The following is a 24,942-nucleotide window of genomic DNA, read 5'->3' on the forward strand; positions in this document are numbered from 1 at the left end:
CGGCGTGGTCGGAGGGTTCAGTCGACGAGGAAGGGGTGCTCGGCCTCGACGAGTTCGGCATCCCCCTCGTGAAGGGCGCGCGACCGGACGACGAGCGCGACTGCTGCGCCGAGGACGCAGATCCCGGCGGCGATGAGCATGGTCGCGTGCATCCCGGTCAGGAACGCGTCATGGGAGAGGCGGGTGATGACGTCTAGGACGTCGACAGGGGATCCGGGCGGGACCGGGGCGACTCCCCCGGCCACCGCGGTACTGCCGAGCTTCTCGAGCGGGGCGGTGAGCTGGCCGGGCAAGCCGGAGGCGTCGAGGCGGCCGCCGAACGAGGCAGCGGTGACGGCGGCCATAATGCCTCCTAGTACGGCGACCCCGAGTGCCGCGCCGAATCGGCTCGCGGTCTGCTGGACGCCGGAGGCGGGCCCAGCGAGCTCGACGGGCGCGTTCCCGACCGTGGCGTTGACGGTGCTAGTGACGAGCAGGCCGAGCCCGAGACCGACGAGCGCCAGTCCCGCCGCCATCAGCGGATAGCCGCCCCCCGCCTGCGGGAAGGAGAGCGAGACCAGCCCCGCCGCCAGCAGCACGCTCCCGATCACGAGCGACCAGCGGTCCCCGATCCGGCCGATCACACGTCCGGAGACGATCGCGGAGACCAGCATCGCGATCCCGAGAGGCAGCAGCCAGATCCCGACGGTCGTCGCTGGGATCTTCTGGATCTGCAGCCAGAACAGCGAGACAAGGAACAGTCCACCGTTGAGGGCGAAGAACGCCAGCACGCTGAGCACCGACCCGGCCGCAAATGACCTGTCGGCGAACAGAGACAGCGGCACTAGCGGATCGGCGGCGCGCCGCTCGACCAGGAGGAACGCGACGAAGGCGATGACCGAGACCGCGAACAGGATCAGCGTGCTGGGCGCCGCCCACCCGGTGGCGGGCGCGTCGATCAGCGCGTACACGAGCGCCGTGAGGGCGAGGACGAGCAGGACCGTGCCGGCGTAGTCGAAGCGGCCGGAGGTCGGGATCCGCACCTCCCGGAGCAGCACCAGCCCCAGGCCAGGCAGACGATCGCGACCGGGACGTTGACGAACATCGTCCCCCGCCATCCCAGGTACTGCACGATGAGTCCGCCCAGGATCGGACCGGCGGCGATCGAGAGCCCCTGCACGGAGTTGAAGATGCCGATCGCGGTCGGCAGGCGGTGCTCGGGGAAGTTCGCCCGCAACAGCGACAGGGCGTTGGTGGTGAGGAAGCCGCCGAAGACGCCCTGCAGCGCGCGGAGCGCGACGATGAGGACGACCGGGGTCACGAAGCCCGCGAGCAGCGAGGTCAAGCCGAACCCTGCGATCCCGATGAGGAACACTCGTCGGCGGCCGAAGCGGTCGCCGAGCTTCCCGGCCAGCACCAGCGTTCCCGTCAGGCCAAGCAGGTAGGCGCTCGTGATCCACTGCAGGTCGCCCAGGCCGATCTTCAGATCGCTTGCGATGTCTCCATTGGCGACGGCGAGGATCGTCGTCGCCAGGCCCGGCATCAAGGCCCCGAGGGTGACCGCGATCAGCGAGAGCCAGCCCGCGCGTTCAGTCAACGGCGAAGGCGAAGCATCGAGCGTAGTGGATGGACGACTCGACATGGGGCTCCTCGACGACGGGACGGACCACTATATAGTGGGGATATCCCAACCATATGGAAGTGATGGAGAAATGTCCACTAAATCGGAGGCGTCGTCCGTCGATCCGGAGCGTCGGAAGCGAGAGCTGGCCCTCGGCGTCGAGCTCAATGCCCTGCTCAGCGCGTCCCGCGCGCTCACCGAGCGCAGCGCCGCGGCGTTCCACCCCGAGCTGCAGCCCGCCGCGTTTCACCTCGCCCGATGGCTCCATGCCTACGGACCGGCGAACCCGAGCACGATCGCCGGGGCGGTGGCCATGGACCGCAGCTCGACGAGCAACCTCATCGGTCAGCTCAAGCGACATGGACTCCTCGTGAGCGAACCCGATCCGAAAGACCGCAGGAGCGTCCTCGTGGCGCTCACCGCCGAAGGCGTCGAGCGGGTGACGGAGGCCCTCGATCTGCGCGGCTCGACCTTCTTCGCGCGCACCGCGTCCTGGTCATCCGAGGAACTCGTCTCCTTCACCGCGCTGCTGCACAAGTTCAACGCCGCAGACGAGAGCCACTGATCATCCGTCGCGCCAACAGCATGTGCTGGATCTGGACGAACCCGCTGCTTGGCTCCTCGGCGGCGTCTGGTGTCCACTCGCCGGCGATCAGGCACTCTGGAGGTGCGGAGAATCCAACGACAGGGGCCAGTTTGGCTATGTGGGAAACTCCGTCAGAAAGACGATGTGGAGGAGAAGTGGAAACTCCTAGTTGCCCAGGTTTCCAAGGTCGCCGAGGTCGCCGTCTTTCGGCAGGGAAAGTTCCTCGTTGCGCGGCAGTTCCTCGACGTTGACGTCCTTGAACGTAATGACCCGCACGTTCTTCACGAATCGGGCCGAACGGTAGACGTCCCAGACCCAGGCATCCTGCAGCGTCAGATCGAAGTAGACCTCGCCGTCGGCGCTGCGAGCCTGCAGGTCAACGTGGTTTGCCAGATAGAACCGGCGTTCGGTCTCGACAACGTAGCTGAACAAACCAACGACGTCGCGGTATTCGCGGTAGAGCTGCAGCTCCATGTCGGTTTCGTAGTTCTCAAGATCCTCGGCACTCATAGATCCATCTTGCACTATAGAGCGGTCACGCGCCGCCACGGCTGGGCGGGCGGCATCCAGGCCGGGGAAAAGATGGGGGGCTAGATCAGGTTCCAGCTGGTCCGGTGGTACGGCGTTGGACCCGCCAAGCGGAGAGCATCCCGGTGGAACGACGTCGCGTAGCCCTTGTTCTCGTTCCAGCCGAAGGCCGGGAATTCCTCATGCAATCCGACCATGATCCGGTCCCTCGCCACCTTGGCCAGCACACTGGCGGCCGCTACGCTGAGGCAGCTCATGTCGGCCTTCACGCGGGTGTGAACGGGCGCCTCGCACGCCGGCCCGGCGGCCTCTGCGTCGGCGTCGAACAAGGAACCTTGGGTCTGCGGCGACAGCCAGTTGTGGCTCCCATCCAGCAGGACCATGTCCGGGTGCACGCCTGCGGCCAAGATCTCGAACCAGGCACGCGTGCCGGCGAGGCGCAAGGCCCCGATAATTCCCAGCGCGTCGATCTCCGCCGAACTTGCGTGGCCAACTGCCGAGCAAAGGGCCCAGGCACGGACCAAGGGTTCCAGCCGCTCGCGGTCCTCGGGCTTGAGAAGCTTGCTGTCACGGACATCGGCCAGCAATCCGTGGTCCCGGAGGTCGACGACGGCGATTCCCACCGACACCGGTCCGGAGAGGGCTCCCCGGCCTACTTCATCGACACCGGCGAGGAGCGTGACTCCAGGAGCCAGGAAACTCCGTTCGACGTCTAGCGTCGGAAATTCAGGAGCTTGCTTTGTCCGCGCAGCGGGTTTTCGCTGCGTTCGAACCCGCGTTGCCGCTCCTGTCCCCACGGAAGCCATCATTTACCCGCTGGAGCCGTGGGCGAAGCCGTGTTCTCGGGCGACGGCGCCGGAACGTTGCGGAAGACATCCGAGTGGTTGTCGAGGACCTGCCAACGGGTGACCGGCCAGGCAATGACTGTGGCTTTGCCCTCCACGTCCGAGATGTTGATGAAGCCACCATTGACAGCCTGGTGTTCGCGGGAATCGGCCGAATTATTTCTGTTGTCACCCATGACCCAAATTTTCCCAGCCGGCACCACAACATCAAAGGACTTGGCCAAGGGAACCTGGGCAGGGTTGATATAGCTTTCGTCCAGAACCGTGCCATTGACGCTGACCCGGGCCGAGCTGTCACAGCAGGAGACCGTGTCCCCCGGCAGGCCGATCACACGCTTGACGAGGTGCTGATTGGTTTCATCCGGGAGCAACCCGACGAAGACCATGCCGTCCTGGAACCACTTGAACGGCCCGGGCGCTGCCTTTTGCGTGGGCGGCAGCCATCCCTGCGCGTCCTTGAAGACGACCACGTCGCCACGTTGCAGTGCGAAAGGCTGCGGGACCAGCAGGTTAACGAAGATTCGGTCGTCGACGTCAAGCGTGTTGACCATGGACTCCGAAGGGATGAAGAACGCACGGAAGAGGAAGGTCTTGATGAGGAAGGACAGCACGATGGCGATGACCACCACGGTGCCGATTTCCCGCAGCCAGGCAAGGAGCGGACTGCCGTTGGTTTTGCCGGCGGCTTCAGACCCGTTGCTTTCGCCGGACCCCGGCCGTATACCTTGCCGCAAACCGCGCCGCGCCGCCCGGCGCGGAGACTCTGATTCAGCGGGAAGAGCAGCCTCCGGGGCCACGTGCCCTTCGTGGGCCGGCACCGTGCGAGCCGGATCGGCGTCGTCGGCTGCAAGTTCCTTGGCGGGAGCAGACGGTCCGTCCAGGAGCCGGGCGTCGTCGTCGTGCCGTTCTGGCGTCCCGGGAGTTGTCTCCGGCATCTATTGTCCGTTCTTCGAGGTTGTACCGGCCTGCGCAGGGCGAGGCAGTTCTGCAAATCTATCAAGCGGCCAGATAATCCGGACCGGACGCCCGATGACACGCTCCAGCGGCACCATTCCTCCACCAGGCGCGCCCAGCAGACTGCGGGAATCGGCGGATCGTGAACGGTGGTCCCCCATGAGCCACAGTCGATCATTGGGGACAATGACATCGAATTTCTGCTCGCTCGGCGTGTCGCCGGGATACAGATAGGGTTCCTCAATCGGCTGACCGTTGACTGTGAGTTTGCCGTCTGTGTTGCAACACGTGACGTGGTCACCGGGAAGGCCGATGACGCGCTTGACGTAGGTGGTGTCACTTCCCGTTAGGCCCAGCCAATGGCCGGTTGCGGCCACTGCGTCGGCCAACGGGCCTTTCCCGCTGTTCAGAGGCGCAAAGGTACCCCTGCCATCAAAAACCACGACGTCCCCGCGGCGGATAGGGTCTGCGGCGAAGTCGGTTCGCGACACCAGAATACGGTCCCCTGTGCCCAGAATCGGCTCCATGGACTCCGACGGGATGAAGTAGACGTCGATCCACAAGGACCTGACAAGGCCGCTGATGGCCACGGCCAGGACGAAGGCGAGCAAAACAAAACGCCAGCCCTGTTTCCGGGGCTGGCGTCTTGCGTGGTCCATGATTCGTTTCCTGTTGCGTTGCGGATTTCTCCGGCGCAAACCGGACACGAATCCAGGGACCCGCTGTTGGTCGAAAGACCTACTTGGCGGTGGTGAAGTCGCGCTTTTCCTTGATCTTCGCGGCCTTACCGCGCAGTGCGCGCATGTAGTAAAGCTTGGCGCGACGGACGTCACCCTTGGTGACGACCTCGATCTTTTCGATGATCGGGGAGTGTACCGGGAAGGTACGCTCTACGCCGACACCGAAGGAAACCTTACGGACGGTGAAGGTCTCGCGAACGCCGTCACCCTGGCGACCGAGGACGAAGCCCTGGAATACCTGGACACGGGTGTTCTTGCCTTCGATGATGTTCACGTGAACCTTGATGGTGTCACCCGCGCGGAACGCGGGAACATCGCTACGCAGCGAAGCTGCATCTACGTTATCGAGGATATGCATTGATCCACTCCTGGTGAACGCCACAGGTCATCCACTTTGGGTCACGGCGGGCAAGCCCGGGGCGCATGGCCATCCGGAAATTACCGCCGAAGATTTTCAAAGCCCGGTCCCACCACTGATTGGCAGTTCCGGGTTGTCAGGCTGTTGGCTACGCTCCCCCTGTGGCAGGTGCGAACCCAGTAGACACAAGGGTTAATTCTGCCATACGCCGGGAGTTCCGGCCAATCCCGCCTGCGCGGCCCGGCTGCCACAGCAAAGCTTGCGCTCGACGGCCGATCGCTCAGGCCGGAAGGTCGCCGTCCGGGCGTCGCCGCAACTGGCCGTCGACGACGTCGTACCCCAGTTCCCCGAAAGCCGAACGGTCCGCGCGGGTCAGCCTGCCGGCGTCGAACTCCGGCAACAAATCGGGGCGTCGCTCTGCCGTGCGGCGGTACTGTTCGTGGCGGCGCCACTGCGCGATTTTGCCGTGGTTGCCGCTCAGGAGGACGGCTGGCACCTCACGGTCCCGCCACGAGGAAGGCTTCGTGTAAACCGGGTACTCCAGCAGGCCGTCCGAGTGGGATTCCTCCACCAAGGATTCGGGGTTGCCGACGACGCCGGGAAGCAAGCGACCGATGGCCTCGACCATAGCCAGGACTGCGACCTCGCCACCGTTGAGGACATAGTCGCCCAAGCTGACCGGACGGACCGTGAAGTGCTCGTCCGCCCACTCGATGACGCGTTCGTCGATGCCTTCATAGCGGCCGCAGGCGAAAACGAGCTGCTCTTCTTCAGCGAGCTCATACGCAAGGGCCTGGTTGAAGCGCTCCCCCGCGGGCGACGGGACAATCAGGACCGGCTTCTTCGTTGGCTCGTCTTGGGAATTCGCGGGCATTTGGGAAGCAGCAATGGATTCCAAGGCCTGGGCCCAGGGCTCGGGCTTCATGACCATGCCTGCTCCCCCACCGTACGGGGTGTCGTCCACAGTGCGGTGCTTGTCCGTGGTGAAGGTCCGCAGATCATGGACATTCAATTCCAGGAGCCCGTCTTGGCGGGCCTTGCCTATGAGGGAAAGCTCAAGGGGCGCCAGGTACTCGGGAAAGATGCTGACGACGTCGATGCGCATTTAGGCGTCGCCCTCTGTTTCGGTACCTTCCGCGGATTCATCCTCATCGGAGGCACTCGTGTTCAGCTCGAAAAGGCCCGGCGGAGGGGTGAGCAGCACGTACCCTGCCTCGATGTTGACCTCGGGCACGATCTCGTCGACGAAAGGCACCAGGATTTCCTTGCCGTCCGTCCCTTCAATGACCAGGAGATCCTGGACAGGCATGGTGTTGAGCCCGGTCACCTTGCCGACGGATTCCGAACCGACACGGGCGTCCAAGCCAACGAGCTCGTGCTCGTACCAGCCTTCGTCATCATCCTCGTCCAGCTCTTCGGTCTCGATGAACAGCTTGGCGCCCCGGATTTCCTCGGCCTGGTTGCGCGTGGAGATCTCTTCGAAGCCGAGCAGCAGGATGTCCTTGTTCCACCGGGCGCTGCTGATGGTCAAAGGACCGGCTTTTGCTGGCTCCACCACGAATTCGGTCCCTGGGACAAAACGATCGCCGGGCGCGTCGGTGAGCACCTGGACGGTGACCTCGCCGCGGATTCCGTGGGGCTTGCCGATTCGGGCAACCTGGAGCTGCATGGGGTTCCTCTGATTTCTTCGCTGAGCCGGCTACGGGACCTCGGCTGGAGTTTGGTGGTAAAACAATCCGGCCCCTCCACCATAATCTGGTGAAGGGGCCGGATCTAAGACAAGTATTGCTGAGCGCGTTACCGGCGACGGTCGGTGTCGACGACGTCGACCCTGACCTGCTCGCCGCCTGCCAGTGCCGCAATCACAGTGCGCAATGCGCGTGCGGTGCGACCCTGGCGACCGATCACCCGTCCGAGGTCGTCCTGGTGAACACGCACCTCGAGGGATTCCCCGCGGCGGTTGTTCTTGGCACTGACCTTGACGTCCTCAGGGCTGTCAACGATCCCACGGACCAGGTGCTCGAGCGCTTCTGCCAGCAATTTACTCAGCCTCGGTGGTCTCTGCTTCAGCGTCAGCGGGAGCTTCAGCGGCTTCCGACTGCTTGGCCTTCTTGGTGATGGCTTCCGGGATGATGACGGAACCCTTCTCCGGAGCAACGAAAGCAGGCTTGGCGACCTTGGTCTTCAGCGTGCCTTCCTGGCCCGGGAGACCCTTGAACTTCTGCCAGTCACCGGTGATCTTGAGGATCGCAGCAACCTGCTCGGTCGGCTGGGCGCCGACGGACAGCCAGTACTGTGCACGCTCGGAGACAACCTCGATGTACGAGGGCTCTTCGGTGGGGTGGTACTTGCCGATTTCTTCAATCGCACGGCCATCGCGCTTGGCGCGGGAGTCCATGACGACGATGCGGTAGTACGGTGCGCGCATCTTACCGAAGCGCTTAAGGCGAATCTTTACGGCCACTTTTGTGGTCACTCCTGTTTCTGAAACGGGGTTGAGCCCGTCGTTCTGCACCCGTGGGGCGGGCCATACTTGAGGGTTCCAAGGACAAGATGCACACACGGAGAGAGGGGCCGCGCGGATCGAGTACCTGTCCATTGTGCCAGATGGCGGACAGTATTTCGAACTACGCTCCCGTATGGCGGGTTGGTTCCGGGTTACTGCCCGGCGGACCAGACGTAGAGACCGGCGCGATCGGCCTTCTCTACATCGCTGGCGAGTGCCGCCAACTGCTGGACATACATGCGGGACTGCTGGGAATCGAAGGGCATGTCTTCCTGGGCCGCCCAACTTTCGGCAACGTCGTCGAGGACGCTTCCTTCACCTTCAGTCTCATAGCTGAGAAGTTCGGACAGGGCACGGACCATGGCTTCGGGGACGCCCAGCAATGCATCACTGGTCACATCCACCAGGGCGAGCTCGTAGTCGGCCCCCGCCGCGTGTACTGCAGTGCCGGCCAGGTCCGCCCAACTGTTCTACTTCAAAATCACTGATTCCAGGGATCCGTACTGCGGCGCCGGAGACATCGCCGCCCTTCTCCAGGGCGGATGCCCTTTGGAGTGCTTCCTCGTGGGTGGCAACAAAGATTTCAGCAAAGCCCATGAAAACTACCCTCATTCATTCGTGCCAACGGTGCTGCGGCGCGGCTGCAGAGACTGCCGCCGAGCCATCAGTGCCAAGTCTAACTTGCGAGGGGTCCCCGGCTGAGCGGAGCGAAGTTGGGGAGCAAGTTGGACGCTAGCGGACGGCGACCCGCAGCCGGTTGCGCCACGGGTCCTCGAAGCGCAACTCCTGGCCGGTGTGGTGGGACGCAATGCCGGCGACCTTGAGGCGGTCGGCGAGCGCGCCAACGTCGTCGCCTGACGGCACCTCAATGACCACTTCGCCGAGGCCCAGCGTGTCCTTGCGGGGACCAGCACCGCGGCTGTTCCAGACATTCATGGCCATGTGGTGGTGGTAGCCGCCCGCGGAAACGAACAGTGCCTGCCCGTGCCAGCCGGCCGTCTTCTCGAAGCCCAGAGTATCGACATAGAAATTCTGAGCGATCTGCACATCACCCACCTGGAGATGGACATGCCCGACGCCGGCGCCCGACTCGTGCTGGCCGGTCACGGCAGCCTCGCTCAGGTACTGCTCAAGGTAACGCTGTGGCGGGAGGGGCAGGCTGTCCATGACGACCGATGTACCGTTCCACTCCCAACCTTCCCGGGGCTTGTCGTAGTAAAGCTCGATGCCGTTGCCCTCGGGATCGGTGAAGTAGAAGGCCTCGCTGACCAGATGGTCTGCGCTACCGACGAAGGCCTGGGGTTCGTACTGCGCGGCGGAGGCAACAGTGGCCGCGAGTGAGGATTGGTCCTGGAACAGCAAAGCCGTGTGGAACAGCCCGGCCTCGCCGCGCGAGGGGATCTGGAGTCCGGCGGCAGGGGCGAGGTGCACCAGCGGCGTACCGACACGGCCGAAGTAAAGGCCGCCATCCTGTTCGGCAACGACATCCAGCCCCAACGCCCGCTGATAGTAGTCGCTCATGAGCTTCATGTCCCCCACTTTGAGCATCACCGTGCCCATGGTGAGTTCGGCAGGAAGGAGATCCTGGCTGGATGTGGTGGTCATGTGAAACTCCCGATTCTTGTGGCGCCGCCCTTCGGCAACCTCTATATATCTAAATTACTTGAAGCTTCAATTTATTCCTAATGACCGCCGCCTGAAATGCGTCCCCTGAGCACGTGGCGCTCAGGTTTCAGGACAACCTCAAGGGACACGCGCGGATCCTTCGCGTAAACCACGACGTCGGCACTGGCGCCTTCTGTGATGGCACCGGCACCCAGCCACTCGCGGGCAGACCAGCAAGCGGCATCGAGGGCAGCGGCCGCCGGCAGGCCCGCCTGGTGCAGTTCCAGGATTTCCTGACCGATGCGGCCGTGCTTGATGACGCTGCCCGCGTCGGTCCCGGCGAATACCTGCACCCCGGCGTCGAACGCCTCGCGGACCCGCTCATACCGGCGTTCCCACAGCGAGGTCATGTGGGTGGCGTAGCGCGGGAATTTCGCCTCGGCCTGCCTCGCGATGTCCGGGAAGGTCCCGATGTTGATGAGCGTGGGGACGATCGGCACTCCTTGCTCCAGGAGTCGCGGAATATGGTGCGGCAGCAGGCCGGTGGCGTGCTCGATGCAGTCGATGCCGGCGTCGAGCATGTCATCGATGGTTTCTTCGGCGAAGCAATGAGCCGTCACCCGGGCTCCCTCGTCATGCGCGGCCGCGACGGCATCCTTGACGAAAGCTGCCGGAAAAGACGGACCGAGGTCCCCGGCCAGGCGGTCAATCCAGTCACCAACGATCTTGACCCAACCGTCTCCGGCGCGGGCCTGCTTGCGCACGGCTTCCACCAGCCCCTCGGGTTCAACCTCCTCGGCCAACCCACGGATATATCGCCCTTTCCTCGCGATGTGACGGCCCGCCCGGATGATCCGGGGCATGTCCGGCCGCCGTTGGAGCCAGCGCGTATCACTTGCGGAACCGGCGTCGCGGATCAGGAGGGTCCCGGCGTCGCGGTCTGCCGTTGCCTGCAGACGCGCAGTCTCGTCGTCGACCGCTCCGCCTACCCCTAATCCCACATGGCAGTGCGCGTCCACGAGTCCGGGCAGCACCCATCCGTCCAGCACAACGTTCGGCGGGGCGACGGGCCGGACAAACGTCAACCGTCCGTCGACGGACCACAGGCCACGCTGCTCTTCTTCCGGCCCGATGAGCACGGCACCGCTGAACTCGATGATTTCTGGCATGCATCCAGCCTAGACTTCGGCCACGTTACGGGCTCGGTCACATCTGACTGGAACACTTCGGGCTGTGATAGCTTCGTCTACGACCACACGGGGGCCCTTGCAAGGGCTGAGATCGGGCTGACGCGGCCTGCGACCGTTGAACCTGTCCGGGTAATGCCGGCGAAGGAAGTGAGCAGTCCCTTGAGCACCAAAGAAGCACAGCAAAGCCCTACCCAAAACGAAGCGGTCCCCAACGTGACCCAGTCCCTCAAGTCGCATTCCCTCGCGTTCATGGAAGACGCCGGGACGGGAATCAGGGTGCCGGTCACTGAAATCGCCTTGGAACCATCGCCCAACGGCGAGGCAAATGCGCCCTTCCGGGTGTACCGGACCGCCGGGCCCGGCAGCGATCCAGTCAGGGGCCTCGAACCATTCCGTGGCGAGTGGATCGAATCCCGTGGCGACACCGAAGTGTACGGCGGCCGCGAACGGAACCTGCTCGACGACGGCAAGTCCGCCGTACGCCGTGGCGCCGCCTCCGCAGAGTGGAAGGGCGCACAACCGGTGCCCCGCCGCGCCGTCGTCGGCAAGACAGTCACCCAGATGCACTACGCCAAGCAGGGCATGGTGACCCCCGAAATGCAGTTCGTTGCGCTCCGCGAAAACTGTGATGTTGAACTGGTCCGCAGTGAAGTCGCCGCCGGCCGGGCCATCATTCCCAACAACATCAACCACCCGGAGTCCGAGCCGATGATCATCGGCAAGGCGTTACCTGGTGAAGATCAACGCCAACATCGGCAACTCCGCCGTGACCAGTTCCATCGCTGAGGAAGTCGACAAGCTGCAGTGGGCAACGCAGTGGGGCGCGGACACCGTCATGGACCTCTCCACGGGCGACGACATCCACACGACGCGCGAGTGGATCATCCGCAACTCCCCCGTGCCGATCGGTACCGTGCCCATCTACCAGGCCCTCGAGAAGGTCAACGGCGAGGCCAACAAGCTCACGTGGGAAATCTTCCGCGATACCGTCATTGAACAGTGCGAGCAAGGCGTGGACTACATGACCATCCACGCGGGGGTGTTGCTGCGGTACGTACCGCTGACGGCGAACCGCGTGACCGGCATCGTGTCCCGCGGGGGCTCCATCATGGCTGGATGGTGCCTTGCTCATCATGAGGAGAACTTCCTCTACACGCATTTCGATGAGCTCTGCGAGATCTTCGCCAAGTACGACGTCGCGTTCTCGCTTGGCGACGGACTACGGCCAGGCGCGACGGCGGACGCCAACGACGCTGCCCAGTTCGCCGAACTCGACACGCTGGCTGAGCTCACTCAGCGGGCCTGGGAGTTTGACGTCCAGGTCATGGTCGAAGGTCCGGGCCACATTCCTTTCCACCTGGTACGGGAGAACGTGGAACGCCAGCAGGAACTCTGCAAGGGCGCCCCGTTCTACACGCTGGGCCCCTTGGTCACCGATGTGGCCCTTGGTTACGACCACATCACTTCGGCCATCGGCGCAACGGAGATTGCCCGCTATGGAACCGCGATGCTCTGCTACGTGACCCCCAAGGAGCACTTGGGTTTGCCGAACAAGGACGACGTCAAGACCGGTGTGATCACGTACAAGATCGCGGCCCACGCTGCCGACCTCGCCAAGGGTCACCCCGGAGCACATGAACGTGACGACGCGTTGTCCAAGGCCCGCTTCGAATTCCGCTGGCGTGACCAGTTCGCGCTGTCACTGGATCCGGTGACCGCAGAGTCCTTCCATGATGAGACGCTTCCGGCAGAACCCGCCAAGACCGCGCATTTCTGCTCGATGTGCGGGCCGAAATTCTGCTCCATGCGTATCAGCCAGGACATCCGTGACGAGTACGGTTCGGCGGATTCCCAAGCAGCTATCGCAGAAATGTACAGCGGCATGCGTGAGAAGAGCGAGGAATTCCTGGCTTCCGGCGGCAAGGTGTACCTTCCGGAGCTGGAGGTTCCCGCAGGCAAATCAGCAGCGAAATCAGGAAGCCTGAGCTGATCAGGAAGCTTGGACTGATCCGGCGCGGCTGACATCCGCAATGAAGGAGCGGATCATCCGGTCTCCTTCAACTGAGTCATGAGGCCGGTGTCCTCCTGCCGCGACGCGGTGGAGGGCACCGGTGTCCTGCAAATAGGCCGCGATTTCTTCGTAGAGGGGTTCCCAGCCGCCGGTCAGGACAAGCGTTGGAACGCCCGGCACAAAGTGGAGGGGCGCTTCCCACGGCGGAGCCTGCAACCGCAGCCGCCGAGCGGTGCGCCGGGCCTCAGGGGTAGTGAGGACTGCCGCCTCCGAGGAAAACGCCCGGCGGACGAATTCACGCTGGTAATCCTCGTCGCTGAGCTCGTGCCGGACCTGGAACAGTGGCTCCATCAGCGCCCGGTAGGCGGCGGTGGCCGGAAGTTCCGCAGTCAAGGAAAGGCAGCCGGGTTCCACGAGCACAAGGGAGCGGACCAGATCCGGCCTCTGCACGGCAGCCAACATGGCGGAAATCGCACCTTGGGAGTGCGCCACAATGTGGCCGCCAGGGGCTGCGCCGCGAGCTGTTGGATCCGCATGCGCACCGAGACACTCCAGCACGATGTCCACGTCGGCGGCGACATTGGAATCCAAGGGCTCGGCCTGCGCGTCAAAACCGTGGCGTTTCAGGAAGAGCGCGTCATAGTTCAACGCCATGCCATGTTGCTTCGGCCAGGCGGCAGCGCCGAATGTGCCTGCTCCATGGACGAACACAACGCGCTGTTTTTGCATCCCCCAAGCCTATGGCACCCGGCTGACATCCCAACTAACTGCCAGTCAGTTGGGTGGAACGTCTACTTGCCGAGGAACTTGTCGAAGCCCTTGGGCAGGTTCAGCTGCGAGGGATCGAAGTCGCCGCCGGGCTGACCGAAGGCCGCACCCGTCGAGACAGAGTTCGCCCGCTTTTTCTCGGCGTCGCGCAGTTCCTGGGCAGCCTTGGCCGGGTTGCCGGAACGGGCCTTCTTCTTCGGCGCATTCTTTGCGGCCTTGCGGGCAGCCCCGCCGAGGCCGGGCATACCCGGCATCCCGGGCATCCCGCCGCCCTGCGCCAGCTTCTTCATCATCTTCTGGGCCTGCGCGAAGCGCTCCAGGAGGCCGTTGACCTCGGAGACGTGGACGCCCGAGCCACGGGCGATGCGGGCCCGGCGGGAACCGTTGATGATCTTCGGTGCCACGCGCTCGTGCGGGGTCATGGAGCGGACAATCGCCTCAACCCGGTCGATCTCGCGCTCGTCGAACTGCTCCAGCTGCTGACGGATGTTCTGCGCACCCGGCATCATCATCAGCATTTTCTTCATGGAGCCCATGTTGCGGATCTGCTGCATCTGGGCGAGGAAGTCGTCCAGGGTGAAGTCTTCCTGGTCGGCGAACTTCTTCGCCATCCGGGCAGCTTCGTCCTTGTCCCAGTTCTTCTCAGCCTGCTCGATCAGCGTCAGGACGTCACCCATGTCAAGGATGCGCGAAGCCATACGGTCCGGGTGGAACAGCTCGAAGTCGTCGAGGCCTTCGCCCGTGGACGCGAACATGACCGGCTTTCCGGTGACGGACGCGACCGAAAGGGCCGCGCCGCCGCGGGCATCGCCGTCGAGCTTCGAGAGCACGACGCCGGTGAAGTTGACGCCCTCGTCGAACGCAACCGCCGTGTTCACGGCGTCCTGGCCGATCATGGAGTCGATCACAAACAGTACTTCGTTCGGGATGATCGCCTGGCGGATGCGGCGTGCCCTGGTCCATCATTTCGGCGTCGACGCCGAGGCGGCCCGCGGTGTCCACGATCACGACGTCGTGCAGCTTCTGGCGCGCTTCATCGACGCCGCCACGTGCGACGGCGATCGGATCGCCCGTGGGGACGTCCATGTCCGAGGTGGTGCCGGGATGCGGCGCGTAGACGGGGACGCCGGCGCGTTCACCGACGATCTGGAGCTGCGTCACCGCGTTGGGACGCTGAAGGTCGGCTGCAACGAGTACGGGGCTATGGCCCTGGGCTTTGAGCCACTTCGCCAGCTTGCCGGCGAGGGTGGTCTTACCGGCACCCTGCAAGCCGGCGAGCATGATGACGGTCGGGCCGGTCTTCGCGAGGCGGATGCGTCGGGTCTCACCGCCGAGGATCTCCACGAGTTCCTCGTTGACGATCTTGACGATCTGCTGGCTGGGGTTCAGGGCTGCGGAGACTTCAGCGCCCAGGGCACGCTCGCGGATACGCCCGGTGAACTCGCGGACTACGGAAACGGCAACGTCCGCGTCCAAAAGGGCGCGGCGGATCTCCCGGACGGTGGCGTCGACGTCGGCCTCGGTAAGGCGGCCCTTGCCACGGAGATTCTTGAAGGTTGCTGTCAACCGGTCAGAGAGTGAATTGAACACGCGCCGCGCACTTCTTTCAATGGTCTACGAATGGTGGCCATTCCGGCACACCAACAACTTGACGATTCATGCCCCCAACAAATCTGACTCAACTTGGGGACTCGACTATCTAGGGTACCAAGACCCGCCTTCAAGATGGCATGCTGGCACAGTGACCAGCAAAACAACAGTAAAAACGTTGCTCATCCTAGGCGCCTCCGGAGATCTGACGGGCCGCTTGCTGTTGCCGGGCCTTGGCCGGCTCGTAGCCAGCGGCCTCGCGGACGGCCTCAAGCTTGTGGGCGCGGGTTCCGATCCGTGGACTTCCCAGCAATGGGCAAAACGGGTGCAGAATGCCTTTGAAGAGTCCGGGAAAGGCGCCAACGCCGCGGGCAAGAAAGCAATTGCGGCCCTCGAGGACGGCACGGAATACCATCAGCTGGATGTCACGGGGGACGGTGAGCTGGGAACGCTGCTTGCCGGGCTGGAAGCACCCGTTGCTGTCTATTTCGCTTTGCCGCCCCACATCAGCCAGAAGGCGTGCCAAGTCCTGACCGCCAAGGAGCTGCCGCCCGGGACCCGGCTGGTGATGGAGAAGCCGTTCGGATCCGGCCCGGAGTCCGCAGAGGAACTCAACCAAACCCTCGCTGCCCTGGTTCCGGAAGACCACATCCACCGGGTGGATCACTTCCTCGGCAAGGCCACCGTATTCAACATCCTGGGCCTCCGCTTCGCCAACAGGTTCCTGGAACCCGTGTGGAACAGGGACCACATCGAAAAAGTGGAGATCATCTTCGACGAAGACCTTGCCCTCGAAGGGCGTGCGCGCTACTACGACGGAGCGGGCGCCCTCAGGGACATGATCCAGAGCCATTTGCTGCACATCATGGCGTTGCTCGCCCTCGACGCCCCCTCCAGCATCGGCGAGCGCGATCTCCGCGACGCGATTTCAACGGTGCTGCGCGCGAGCAGCATCACCGCACCCTACAAGAAGTCCACCCGACGGGCGCGGTACACCGCCGGCCGGATCGGCGACCGGGATGTGCCGGACTATGTCGCGGAAGCGGGCGTGGACCCTGCCCGGGAAACGGAAACGCTCGCGGAAGTTGAAGTGGGGATCGATAACTGGCGCTGGAAAGGCGTTCCCTTCATCCTGCGCTCGGGAAAGGCTTTGGGTGTGGCGCGGAAAGAGGCCATCGTCACCTTCCGGCCCGTTCCACACTTGCCCACCGGATTCGAGGGCGTGGACTCCCCCAACCAGCTGCGCATCGGCTTCGGTCCTGACACCCTGCAGCTCGACGTCGACGTCAACGGTCCCGGAAGCATCTTCACGCTGGATCGCGTGACGCTCAACGCGGAATTAAATGGCTCCGATCTGCTGCCCTACGGCGAGGTGTTGGAGGGTGTCATTACCGGCGATCCCCTGCTTTCAGTCCGCGGCGACACCGCCGTCGACTGCTGGCGGATCATTGAGCCGGTGATCAAGGCCTGGGCCAAGGATTCCGTGCCGCTCGAAGAGTACGACGCCGGCGGACCCGGTCCCGCGGACTGGCCCACCGCCGTCGAGCGCTAGTCCAGCCGCGTTCCTTCGGAAGCGCACACGCAAGCGGGGCCGGGTACCTTTCCAGGTGCCCGGCCCCGCTTGTTTGCGTCTGTATTTGTGCGACTGGTGCCTTAGATGGCCGCTGCGCCTCGCTCGCCCGTGCGGACACGGACAGCTTCGTAAACGTCCACGGTCCAGACTTTGCCGTCGCCGGCCCGGCCTGTGTTCGAGGAAGCGATCAGTACATCGAGGATGTCGTCCGCCTGCTCATCCGTGGCCAGGACCTCCACGCGGATCTTGGGAAGCAGGTCCACGTTGTACTCGGCCCCGCGGTACACCTCGGTGTAACCCCGCTGCCGACCATAACCGCTGGCCGCGCTGACCGTCAGTCCCTGTACCCCGTATGCTTCGAGCCCCTCCCGGATGGCGTCGAGCTTCTCCGGGCGGACGATCGCAGTGATGAGTTTCATGCCTGGACACTCTCCTTGCCTTGTGCGGGTGCTTCGGCGGCTGATTCAGACTCGGCCGATGCCTTGCCGGTGATGAGGTCATGAAGGGGCTGGAAGCTGCCGCCGTGGCCGCCGACGCCGAACTCGTATGCCGTTTCGGCGTGCAGGCTAAGGTCTGCGCCGGCAATCTCCTGGCGTTCCGAGATACGGAAGCCCATGAACTTGTGGATCGGGTAGGCGATGATGAACGTCATGACGCCGGTGAAGATGATCGAGCAAAGTGCCGCGAGGGACTGTGCCACCAGCTGGGTGGTACCGCCCCCGTAGAAGAGGCCCGCCGGACCCTGGGTCGGGGTGGCAAGGAAGCCGATAGCCACGGTGCCGATGATGCCTGACACCAAGTGGACGCCCACGACGTCGAGCGAGTCATCGTAGCCAAGCTTGAACTTCAGGCCGACCGCGAGGGCCGAGGCAACGCCGGCTGCCACGCCGAGGGCAATGGCGCCCAGCGGAGAAACGTTGGCACATGCGGGGGTGATGGCAACCAGGCCGGCGACGACGCCCGACGCCGCACCAAGCGAGGTGGGGTGGCCGTCACGGATACGCTCCACGACGAGCCAGCCGAGCATGGCGGCTGCCGGTGCTACGAGCGTGTTGATCCAGATCAGGCCGGCTTGCTGCACGGTTGCCGCTGCACCGGCGTTGAAGCCGAACCAGCCGAACCAAAGGATTGCTGCACCAAGCATGACCAGCGGAACGTTGTGCGGGCGGTGGTTCGGGTCCTTACCGAAGCCCTTGCGGTTGCCGATGATCAGGACGAGGATCAGGCCTGCCACACCGGCGTTGATGTGCACCACGGTGCCGCCGGCGAAGTCGATCACAGGAGCGAAGGTCTGGCCGAACCAGCCGGTCGCCGAGAAGAGACCGCCACCCCAGACCATGTAGGCCAGGGGCGCGTAAACCAGCGTGGCCCAGATCGGGGTGAAGAGCGTCCAGGCAGAGAACTTAGCGCGGTCCGCAATGGCACCGGAGATGAGAGCGACAGTGATGATCGCGAAGGTTGCGGCGTATCCAACGTGCAGGAGGTCTGCCGGATCAGTGAAGTTGTGCAAGCCGAAGTGGCTGAACGGGTTCGCGAAGATCTGGAAGAAGTTGTCCGTGTTGCTGGTGGACATCGATGCGCCCCACAGGACCCAGACGAGAGTAACTGTGCCGATGGCGATGAAGCTCATCATCATCATGTTCAAGGCGGCCTTGGCACGGGTCATGCCGCCATAGAAGAATGCCAGGCCCGGGGTCATGAACAGCACGAAGGCTGAAGCGACCAGGAAGCCAAACGAGACCGGCGGTGAAGTCCATGTCTACGTCCTCTCTGCTTTAGATGCGGGCTGAGCCGCCTGTCCCAACGCATTTGCGTTCTATGTAAGAGTTTTGCGGGGCCGTGTTTCACCTGCGAAGGTTTTAGATTGCGGGCCTGTTACAAGAACTTCTCGAACGTAAATGGTGCATATCCCCCTTGTTACGGATATGTTTCGTCAGTTCCACCTGCACCACGCCCCACTACCCGGAGGACTCCGACACGATGACAGCAAGCCCCAGATCCCGCGCAAATCCAGGGAACCGGGCCCCGAAGGCTGAGATGCCACGTGACATCAAGGTGATGTTGGCGGCAGCTTTCCTGATTGCTTTGGGTTTTGGCCTGGTAGCCCCCGTGCTGCCGCAGTTCGCCACGACGTTCGACGTCGGCGCTACCGCGGCCGCGGTCATCGTGAGCATCTTCGCCTTCATGCGCTTGGTATTCGCACCGGCAGGGGGGCTCCTGATAAGCCGGTTTGGCGAACGCACTGTGTACATTTCGGGGCTGCTGATCGTGGCGGCGTCGACGGCGGCATGCGCCTTCGCCCAGAACTATTGGGAGCTTTTGGTGTTCCGGGGCCTCGGCGGAGCCGGCTCAGTGATGTTTACCGTTGCCGCGATGGGCCTGTTGATCAGGCTCGCCCCTCCCGAAAACCGCGGGCGAATCTCCGGCGCGTACGCCTCGGCCTTCCTGATCGGGAGTGTGCTTGGCCCCGTGGTGGGTGGGCTCTTGGCCGGGTTCGGCCTCCGTGTCCCGTTCCTCGCCTACGCGGGCGCCCATGGTTCGTGGCAGCTTTGGTGGTGCGAACCCAACTGCGGGGCAGTGCCACTGCAACGAGCCAAGGTGGTTCCGCAGGGCCAGCGATGCAAATGAAGGAGGCCTTGGGCGACTCTGCGTACCGGGCCGCACTGTTTTCCAGTTTCAGCAACGGCTGGGCGACCTTCGGAGTGCGCATGGCTACTGTGCCCTTGTTCGCGGTGGTTGTCCTCGCCGCCGGCCCCGGGTCTGCGGGTTGGGCGCTCGCAGTGTTCGCCGGAGGCAACGCGCTTGCCCTGACCTTCTCCGGCCGCTTGGCTGACAATTTCGGCCGCAAGCCCATGATGTTACTGGGTCTGGTGGTTACTGGCCTCGCTACAGCCACCATCGGTTTGACTGGCAACCTTCCCGCGTTCTTCGCGGCATCTGCGGTGGCTGGTTTCGGCTCAGGCCTGCTCAACCCTGCCCAGCAGGCCGCCGTCGGGGACATCATCGGCCGCGGCCGCTCGGGCGGCAAGGTGCTTGCAGTCTTCCAGATGGCTTCCGATGCCGGAGCGATCGTGGGACCTGTCCTGGTTGGCCTCCTGGCAGACGGATTGGGCTATGGCTGGGCGTTCGGCGCAACCGGCGGCATACTCTTGCTGGCCGCCGCCGGTTGGTCTCTGGCGCGCGAACCGATGCGGCGGGCTTAGTTCAGCAGCGCGTCGACGAAGGCTTCGGCTTCGAAGGGGGCGAGGTCGTCCGGACCTTCGCCCAGGCCCACAAGCTTGACTGGCACGCCGAGGGCCCTTTGGATCGCGACGACGATGCCGCCCTTGGCGGTGCCGTCCAGCTTGGTGAGCACGATGCCCGTGATGTTCACCACCTCGGCAAATACCTTGGCCTGGTTCAAGCCATTCTGGCCGGTAGTCGCATCCAGCACCAGCAGGACTTCGTCTACTTCGGCAAGCTTCTCGATGACGCGCTTGACCTTGCTGAGCTCGTCCATCAGGCCGACTTTGTTCTGCAGGCGGCCGGCGGTGTCGATCATGACCACGTCCACTTCCTGCTCAATCCCGGCCTTGACGGCCTCGTACGCGACAGAGGCGGGGTCCGCGCCGTCGATGTCTGACCTCACGGTTGCGACGCCGACCCGCTGGCCCCAGGTGGCAAGCTGCTCTGCGGCGGCCGCCCGGAAGGTGTCTGCGGCGCCCAAAAGGACGTCCTTGTCCTCGGCGACGAGAACACGAGCCAGCTTGCCCACCGTGGTGGTCTTGCCGACGCCGTTGACGCCCACCACGATCATGATGGCGGGGTGATCGCCCTTGCGCTCCACGTTCAAGCTGCGGTCCATGCCAGGGTCCACGAGCTTGATGAGTTCCTCGCGCAAGAGGGCCTTGACGTCCTCGGGACTGCGGGTGCCTTGGACCTTCACCCGGGCACGCAGCGCATCGACCAACTGCATTGTGGGCTCCGTGCCGAGATCGGCAAGGAGCAGCGTTTCTTCGACCTCGTCCCACACGTTCTCGTCGATCTTGTCACTCGACAGGAGCGCAAGAAGTCCTTTGCCGAGGATGCTGTTGGACTTGACCAGCCGGGCACGAAGCCTGTTGAGACGGCCCTCCACCGGCGCAGGGGTCTCCACCTGGATGACTTCGAGTCCGGCGGCGTCGTCAGGAACCTCGGCCTCCGGTACAGCAAGATCGCCGGGTTCGACGACGATGCCAGGGGCACTTCGTTCCGGCGCCGACCCCGGGGCGTCATCAACGATCGTTCCGCCGCCGGCCGACGCCGAGTCAACAGGATCGTTGGCGTCGCGCGTTCCAGCGTAGGTCGAGGAGGACTTCCGCGCCTTGAGCAGGACAGGAATCAGCCCTCCGACCACCACGATGGCAGCGAGAATGGACAAAATAATGGGGAGGAGATCGTTCACCCCCCTAGCTTCTCACAAAGCTAGACCTCGGCACCGAGCCTCTGGCTAATGACCGTGGACACGCCGTCGCCCCGCATTGTCACGCCGTAGAGGGCGTCCGCGACCTCCATGGTCCGCTTCTGGTGGGTGATGACAATGAGCTGGCTGGACTCGCGCAGTTCCTCGAAAATCGTGATGAGCCTGCCTAAGTTCGTGTCGTCAAGCGCGGCTTCCACTTCGTCCATGACGTAGAACGGAGAAGGCCGCGCCTTGAAAATCGCCACGAGGAGAGCCACAGCTGTCAGCGACCGTTCGCCACCGGAAAGCAAGGACAGCCGTTTGACCTTCTTGCCCGCGGGCCTGGCCTCGACCTCTATGCCGGTAGTGAGCATGTCGTCAGGATCCGTCAACACAAGTTTGCCTTCCCCGCCCGGGAAGAGCCTCGCGAAGACGTGGTCGAACTGTTTGGACGTATCGGCGAAGGCTTCAGCGAAGACCTGCTGGACCCGATTGTCCACTTCCTTAATGATGTCCAAAAGGTCCTTGCGGCTGGACTTCAGGTCTTCCAGCTGCGTGCTCAGGAATTGGTGCCGTTCCTCAAGAGCCGCGAATTCCTCAAGTGCCAAGGGGTTCACCTTGCCGAGCGCGGCGAGGTCCCGTTCGGCTTTCCTGAGCCGTTTTTCCTGCTCCGCTCGGACAAATGGAATGCCCTCGACGACCGCATTTCCGTCCTCGTCCACCGGGGCGCGGAGTTCGGCCCATTTGTCCGTGGCTGCCGCCGGAACCGGAACAGGCTGCTCCGGACCAAACTCGGTCACGAGTTGCTCTGCGGACAGGCCGAGTTCCTCAATGGCACGGGATTCCAACGCTTCGATTCTGAGCTTTTGCTGGGTGCGCGCGAGTTCGTCACGGTGGACCGAATCCGTCAGGCCGGCCAGCTCCAGCGCCAAAGCGTCATTGGTGCTCCGGATCTCGGCAAGGTCCTTCTCGCGCTGCTCGCGGACAGCTTCTGCGTGGTCGCGAGCGCGGGCGGCCAGGTCCACCGAAACATCGACGAACCCCACTGTCTGTTCGACGGCGGAGGCGACTGCCGCGGCACGCTCGGCTTGGGCCTTGCGCCGCACAGCCCGGCGGGCGACTTCCTCACGCGCACGCCGTTCGCTCGCGGCGGCCCGTTCCAATGATGCCGCCCGGTTGCTGGTGGCAGCGAGCTGTTCTTCAGCACTTCGAAGCCCGAGCCTGACTTCCATCTCGTGGGACCGCGCCTCGCTGGCGGCCCGGGACAGGGCATCGCGATGCTCCGTGGATGGCTCTTCTTCCTGGGGGGCTTCTTGTGCCGCGGCCAGCCGTTCCGCCGCAAGCTCCAGGGACTCCTCGGCCACCGCGATGTTCAGCTCGGCCTTGGCCAAGGACTCCGCCATACGGTCGCTTTCAGCCACGGCGCTTCGCAACTGGGAATTCAGGTGGCCAAGCCGTTCCGCGACGGCAGCCAGCCGGGCATCCGAGTCGTGAAGTTTGTCCAGCGCCGCGTTCGCCCGCTCCTGGGCGTCGGCCCGGCGCGCTTCGGCGCCGGCCAGGGCGAACTTCCCCCGTTCAAGACGCGTGGTGAGCTCGGCAAGGCGGGCTACGGCGTCGTCCACTGCGGCTTGGACTTCAAGGACCGACGGCGCCGTGGCCGATCCGCCGTCCACCGTCAGGGCACTGAAGACATCCCCTTCGCGGGTTACGGCAGTAAGATCCGGGTTGCCGGCAATGAGGCTCGCCGCCGCGCCGAGGTCATCGACGACGGCGATGAGCGCCAGGAGCGCCAGTGCGCCCCTGGCGTCCGGGCCGTCGGCTTGGACCAACTCGGCAGCCCAGCGTGCACCCTCCGGCAGCAAAGGCAGCTCGATCGCCGGAGCAGCAGAGGGCGACGCTGAGGCCAGCAAAAGGGAGGCCCGTCCGGCGTCGGTATCCTTCAGCAGTTGCATCGCGGCGACAGCGCCTGCAGTGTCAGCCACCAGCACGGCATCCGAAGCCCTGCCAAGGGCAGCGGCCACCGCCGTTTCGTAGCCGGGTTCCACTGTCAGGAGGGAAGCCAACGAACCCAAGACTCCGCTGTGTCCCGAGGACAGGATCCGTGAAGAGCCATCCTTCCGGTTGAGGCCCAGCTGTAAAGCGTCCCGACGTGCGGTCAGCGCATCGCGTTCCCGGATTTGTTCACGTTCGGCAGCTTTCAGCGCGTCGATCTCGGCGTTGATCTCGTCAAGAAGGGCTGTGGCGTCCTCGTATTCCGCGTCGAGGCTCTCTTCGCCATCCTCGACGCCGGCCACCTGCGATTCGAGCGCCGTGAATTCGCTTTGCGCGTGGCGGCGGCGTTCCTCGCCGGCAGACAGCGATTCCCTGAGCCTGCCACGCTCGGCTTCGGCCGCCTCCGCCCGGGACCGTGCCGCAGCCAACTGGCCTACGAGCTTCGCGAGGCCTTCGCGCCGGTCGGCGGCTGCCCGCAGCACCGCCGTCAACCTCTTGTCCTCGGCGGCGGCCAGATTCTCCGCTTCCTGCTTTGCCGTGGTGGCTTCGAGAAGCTTTGCCTGTTTCGCCAGAATGTCGTGTTCCAGCTCGGATTGTTCCTGCCGTACCCGGGCAGCCTGCCGGTCCAGATGCTCCGGGTCGCGGCCGGCTTCCGGGGCAGCGTCCACGGCTCCGAGGAGGCGGCGACGCTCCGTGGCGAGCGATCCGAGGGCCCTCAGACGGTCCCTTGTTGCGGACAATTGGTACCAATCGTCCCGCGCGGCGTTCAGGCGAGGTGTGGCCTCAGCCGCGAGTTGCTCAAGACGAAGCTGCCGTTGGCGGCCCGCGCCCAGCTCGGATTCAACCGCCTCGCGGCGTTCCTTCAGCGCGGCTTCATCTGCGACGTCCTTCTCGAGCGCCTTGGTGAGCTGGACGAGTTCATCGGCCAACAGCCGGGACTTCGCGTCCCGAACATCGAACTGGACGGTCTGGGCCCGGCGGGCAACTTCAGCTTGTTTGCCAAGGGGCGTGAGTTGCCGGCGGATCTCTGCTGTGAGGTCGCCAAGGCGTTGCAGGTTTGCCTGCATGGCCTCGAGTTTGCGGACTGTTTTTTCTTTGCGACGCCGGTGCTTGAGGATTCCTGCGGCCTCTTCGATGAATCCGCGGCGGTCCTCAGGGGTGGCGTGCAGGACCCGGTCCAACTGCCCTTGACCCACGATCACGTGCATTTCCCGGCCAAGGCCCGAATCGGAGAGCAGTTCCTGGATGTCCAGGAGGCGGCACGGAGAACCGTTGATGGCGTACTCGGATCCGCCCGTCCGGAAAAGGGTTCGGGAAATCGTGACTTCGCTGTATTCGATCGGCAGGGCGCCGTCGGCGTTGTCAATCGTCAGCGAAACATGCGCGCGGCCCAAAGGCGGCCGCCCTGACGTCCCGGCGAAGATGACATCTTCCATCTTGCCGCCGCGCAGGGTCTTCGCACCCTGTTCACCCATGACCCACGCAAGGGCGTCAACCACATTGGACTTGCCCGAACCGTTGGGACCAACAACGGCGGTGACGCCGGGCTCGAAGTCGAACGTCGTGGCCGACGCAAACGACTTGAATCCCCGGACGGTCAAACTTTTCAGATGCAAGGTTCTTCGGATCTCCTGAGTGGCTGATTTCCCCTTCTCAATCTACTGCCCGACGGCGGA

Annotated in this window: 19 protein-coding genes, 5 pseudogenes and 1 riboswitch; of the genes and pseudogenes, 4 read left to right on the forward strand and 20 right to left on the reverse strand. The window is 64.1% G+C overall.

Annotated features, from left to right (window positions below):
* Positions 1 to 17: 17 nt before the first annotated feature.
* On the reverse strand, positions 18 to 1,037 hold the full coding sequence (locus tag ACF0H6_RS03840; protein WP_395248526.1) for an MFS transporter: 1,020 nt from the start codon (positions 1,035 to 1,037) through the stop codon (positions 18 to 20).
* The gene (locus tag ACF0H6_RS03845) at positions 938 to 1,621 is read right to left on the reverse strand and encodes an MFS transporter (protein ID WP_395248527.1); all 684 of its coding nucleotides are present in this window, start codon (positions 1,619 to 1,621) and stop codon (positions 938 to 940) included. Before ACF0H6_RS03845 ends, ACF0H6_RS03840 begins: the two co-directional genes overlap by 100 nt.
* Positions 1,622 to 1,691: 70 nt before the next feature.
* On the opposite strand from ACF0H6_RS03845, the gene ACF0H6_RS03850 reads away from it, so the two are divergent.
* The gene (locus ACF0H6_RS03850) at positions 1,692 to 2,165 is read left to right on the forward strand and encodes a MarR family winged helix-turn-helix transcriptional regulator (protein ID WP_395248528.1); all 474 of its coding nucleotides are present in this window, start codon (positions 1,692 to 1,694) and stop codon (positions 2,163 to 2,165) included.
* A 186-nt stretch (positions 2,166 to 2,351) separates the two neighbouring features.
* On the opposite strand, the gene ACF0H6_RS03855 is transcribed toward ACF0H6_RS03850, so the two are convergent.
* The 12 genes and pseudogenes from ACF0H6_RS03855 to ACF0H6_RS03910 all read right to left on the reverse strand — a co-directional run bounded on the left by ACF0H6_RS03855 (position 2,352) and on the right by ACF0H6_RS03910 (position 10,891).
* Positions 2,352 to 2,696: a DUF2469 domain-containing protein gene (locus tag ACF0H6_RS03855; protein WP_028267525.1), complete on the reverse strand. Its 345-nt coding sequence runs from the start codon at positions 2,694 to 2,696 to the stop codon at positions 2,352 to 2,354.
* An 80-nt stretch (positions 2,697 to 2,776) separates the two neighbouring features.
* Positions 2,777 to 3,520 (reverse strand): ribonuclease HII, encoded by a 744-nt coding sequence (locus ACF0H6_RS03860; RefSeq protein ID WP_395249871.1) that lies wholly within the window; start codon positions 3,518 to 3,520, stop codon positions 2,777 to 2,779.
* Positions 3,520 to 4,494, reverse strand: coding sequence for a signal peptidase I (gene lepB / locus ACF0H6_RS03865; RefSeq protein ID WP_395248529.1), 975 nt, complete (start codon positions 4,492 to 4,494; stop codon positions 3,520 to 3,522). Before lepB (ACF0H6_RS03865) ends, ACF0H6_RS03860 begins: the two co-directional genes overlap by 1 nt.
* Complete coding sequence (lepB, locus tag ACF0H6_RS03870) at positions 4,495 to 5,172, reverse strand: signal peptidase I (protein WP_395248530.1); 678 nt, start codon at positions 5,170 to 5,172, stop codon at positions 4,495 to 4,497.
* A 79-nt stretch (positions 5,173 to 5,251) separates the two neighbouring features.
* The gene (gene rplS, locus ACF0H6_RS03875) at positions 5,252 to 5,611 is read right to left on the reverse strand and encodes a 50S ribosomal protein L19 (protein ID WP_395248531.1); all 360 of its coding nucleotides are present in this window, start codon (positions 5,609 to 5,611) and stop codon (positions 5,252 to 5,254) included.
* Positions 5,612 to 5,891: 280 nt separating this feature from the next.
* On the reverse strand, positions 5,892 to 6,716 hold the full coding sequence (gene trmD / locus ACF0H6_RS03880; protein ID WP_395248532.1) for a tRNA (guanosine(37)-N1)-methyltransferase TrmD: 825 nt from the start codon (positions 6,714 to 6,716) through the stop codon (positions 5,892 to 5,894).
* Positions 6,717 to 7,280 carry a ribosome maturation factor RimM gene (rimM, locus tag ACF0H6_RS03885; RefSeq protein WP_395248533.1) on the reverse strand — a complete coding sequence of 188 codons (564 nt, stop codon included), beginning with the start codon at positions 7,278 to 7,280 and terminating at the stop codon, positions 6,717 to 6,719.
* A 128-nt stretch (positions 7,281 to 7,408) separates the two neighbouring features.
* Positions 7,409 to 7,651 (reverse strand): RNA-binding protein, encoded by a 243-nt coding sequence (locus ACF0H6_RS03890; RefSeq protein ID WP_028267532.1) that lies wholly within the window; start codon positions 7,649 to 7,651, stop codon positions 7,409 to 7,411.
* A gap of 1 nt (position 7,652) precedes the next feature.
* Positions 7,653 to 8,075 (reverse strand): 30S ribosomal protein S16, encoded by a 423-nt coding sequence (gene rpsP / locus ACF0H6_RS03895; protein ID WP_284984616.1) that lies wholly within the window; start codon positions 8,073 to 8,075, stop codon positions 7,653 to 7,655.
* A 194-nt stretch (positions 8,076 to 8,269) separates the two neighbouring features.
* A pseudogene (locus ACF0H6_RS03900) lies at positions 8,270 to 8,714 on the reverse strand (hypothetical protein).
* 135 nt (positions 8,715 to 8,849) lie between these two features.
* Positions 8,850 to 9,722: a VOC family protein gene (locus ACF0H6_RS03905; protein WP_395248534.1), complete on the reverse strand. Its 873-nt coding sequence runs from the start codon at positions 9,720 to 9,722 to the stop codon at positions 8,850 to 8,852.
* A gap of 77 nt (positions 9,723 to 9,799) precedes the next feature.
* The gene (locus ACF0H6_RS03910; protein ID WP_395248535.1) at positions 9,800 to 10,891 is read right to left on the reverse strand and encodes an amidohydrolase family protein; all 1,092 of its coding nucleotides are present in this window, start codon (positions 10,889 to 10,891) and stop codon (positions 9,800 to 9,802) included.
* 77 nt (positions 10,892 to 10,968) lie between these two features.
* A riboswitch (TPP riboswitch) is annotated at positions 10,969 to 11,076 on the forward strand.
* Here ACF0H6_RS03910 and thiC point away from each other — a divergent pair.
* Positions 11,072 to 12,902: pseudogene (gene thiC / locus ACF0H6_RS03915) on the forward strand (phosphomethylpyrimidine synthase ThiC). (Overlaps the previous riboswitch by 5 nt.)
* Here thiC and ACF0H6_RS03920 read toward each other — a convergent pair.
* Together ACF0H6_RS03920 and ffh are read right to left on the reverse strand one after the other, a co-directional pair.
* Entirely contained in the window at positions 12,903 to 13,652 is a 750-nt protein-coding gene (locus tag ACF0H6_RS03920) for an alpha/beta hydrolase (protein ID WP_395248536.1), read from the reverse strand.
* A 62-nt stretch (positions 13,653 to 13,714) separates the two neighbouring features.
* A pseudogene (ffh, locus tag ACF0H6_RS03925) lies at positions 13,715 to 15,281 on the reverse strand (signal recognition particle protein).
* Positions 15,282 to 15,432: 151 nt separating this feature from the next.
* Between ffh and ACF0H6_RS03930 the strand changes: the two are divergent.
* The gene (locus tag ACF0H6_RS03930) at positions 15,433 to 16,833 is read left to right on the forward strand and encodes a glucose-6-phosphate dehydrogenase (RefSeq protein ID WP_395248537.1); all 1,401 of its coding nucleotides are present in this window, start codon (positions 15,433 to 15,435) and stop codon (positions 16,831 to 16,833) included.
* Between the two features lie 101 nt (positions 16,834 to 16,934).
* Here the strand turns inward: ACF0H6_RS03930 and ACF0H6_RS03935 are convergent, their stop codons facing one another.
* Both ACF0H6_RS03935 and ACF0H6_RS03940 read right to left on the reverse strand, forming a co-directional pair.
* Complete coding sequence (locus ACF0H6_RS03935) at positions 16,935 to 17,273, reverse strand: P-II family nitrogen regulator (protein WP_028264639.1); 339 nt, start codon at positions 17,271 to 17,273, stop codon at positions 16,935 to 16,937.
* A pseudogene (locus tag ACF0H6_RS03940) lies at positions 17,270 to 18,611 on the reverse strand (ammonium transporter). The gene ACF0H6_RS03935 and the pseudogene ACF0H6_RS03940 overlap by 4 nt, the downstream one beginning before the upstream one ends.
* A 223-nt stretch (positions 18,612 to 18,834) precedes the next feature.
* On the opposite strand from ACF0H6_RS03940, the pseudogene ACF0H6_RS03945 reads away from it, so the two are divergent.
* Positions 18,835 to 20,057 (forward strand): annotated as a pseudogene (locus tag ACF0H6_RS03945) (MFS transporter).
* Here the strand turns inward: ACF0H6_RS03945 and ftsY are convergent.
* On the reverse strand, positions 20,054 to 21,277 hold the full coding sequence (gene ftsY, locus ACF0H6_RS03950) for a signal recognition particle-docking protein FtsY (RefSeq protein WP_395248538.1): 1,224 nt from the start codon (positions 21,275 to 21,277) through the stop codon (positions 20,054 to 20,056). The pseudogene ACF0H6_RS03945 and the gene ftsY sit on opposite strands and share 4 nt — an antisense overlap.
* Before the next feature lie 20 nt (positions 21,278 to 21,297).
* The gene (smc, locus tag ACF0H6_RS03955) at positions 21,298 to 24,882 is read right to left on the reverse strand and encodes a chromosome segregation protein SMC (RefSeq protein ID WP_395248539.1); all 3,585 of its coding nucleotides are present in this window, start codon (positions 24,880 to 24,882) and stop codon (positions 21,298 to 21,300) included.
* Between the last annotated feature and the right edge of the window lie 60 nt (positions 24,883 to 24,942).

Origin of the sequence: Arthrobacter sp. NA-172, from assembly GCF_043952055.1 — a bacterium.
Classification (GTDB): domain Bacteria; phylum Actinomycetota; class Actinomycetes; order Actinomycetales; family Micrococcaceae; genus Arthrobacter.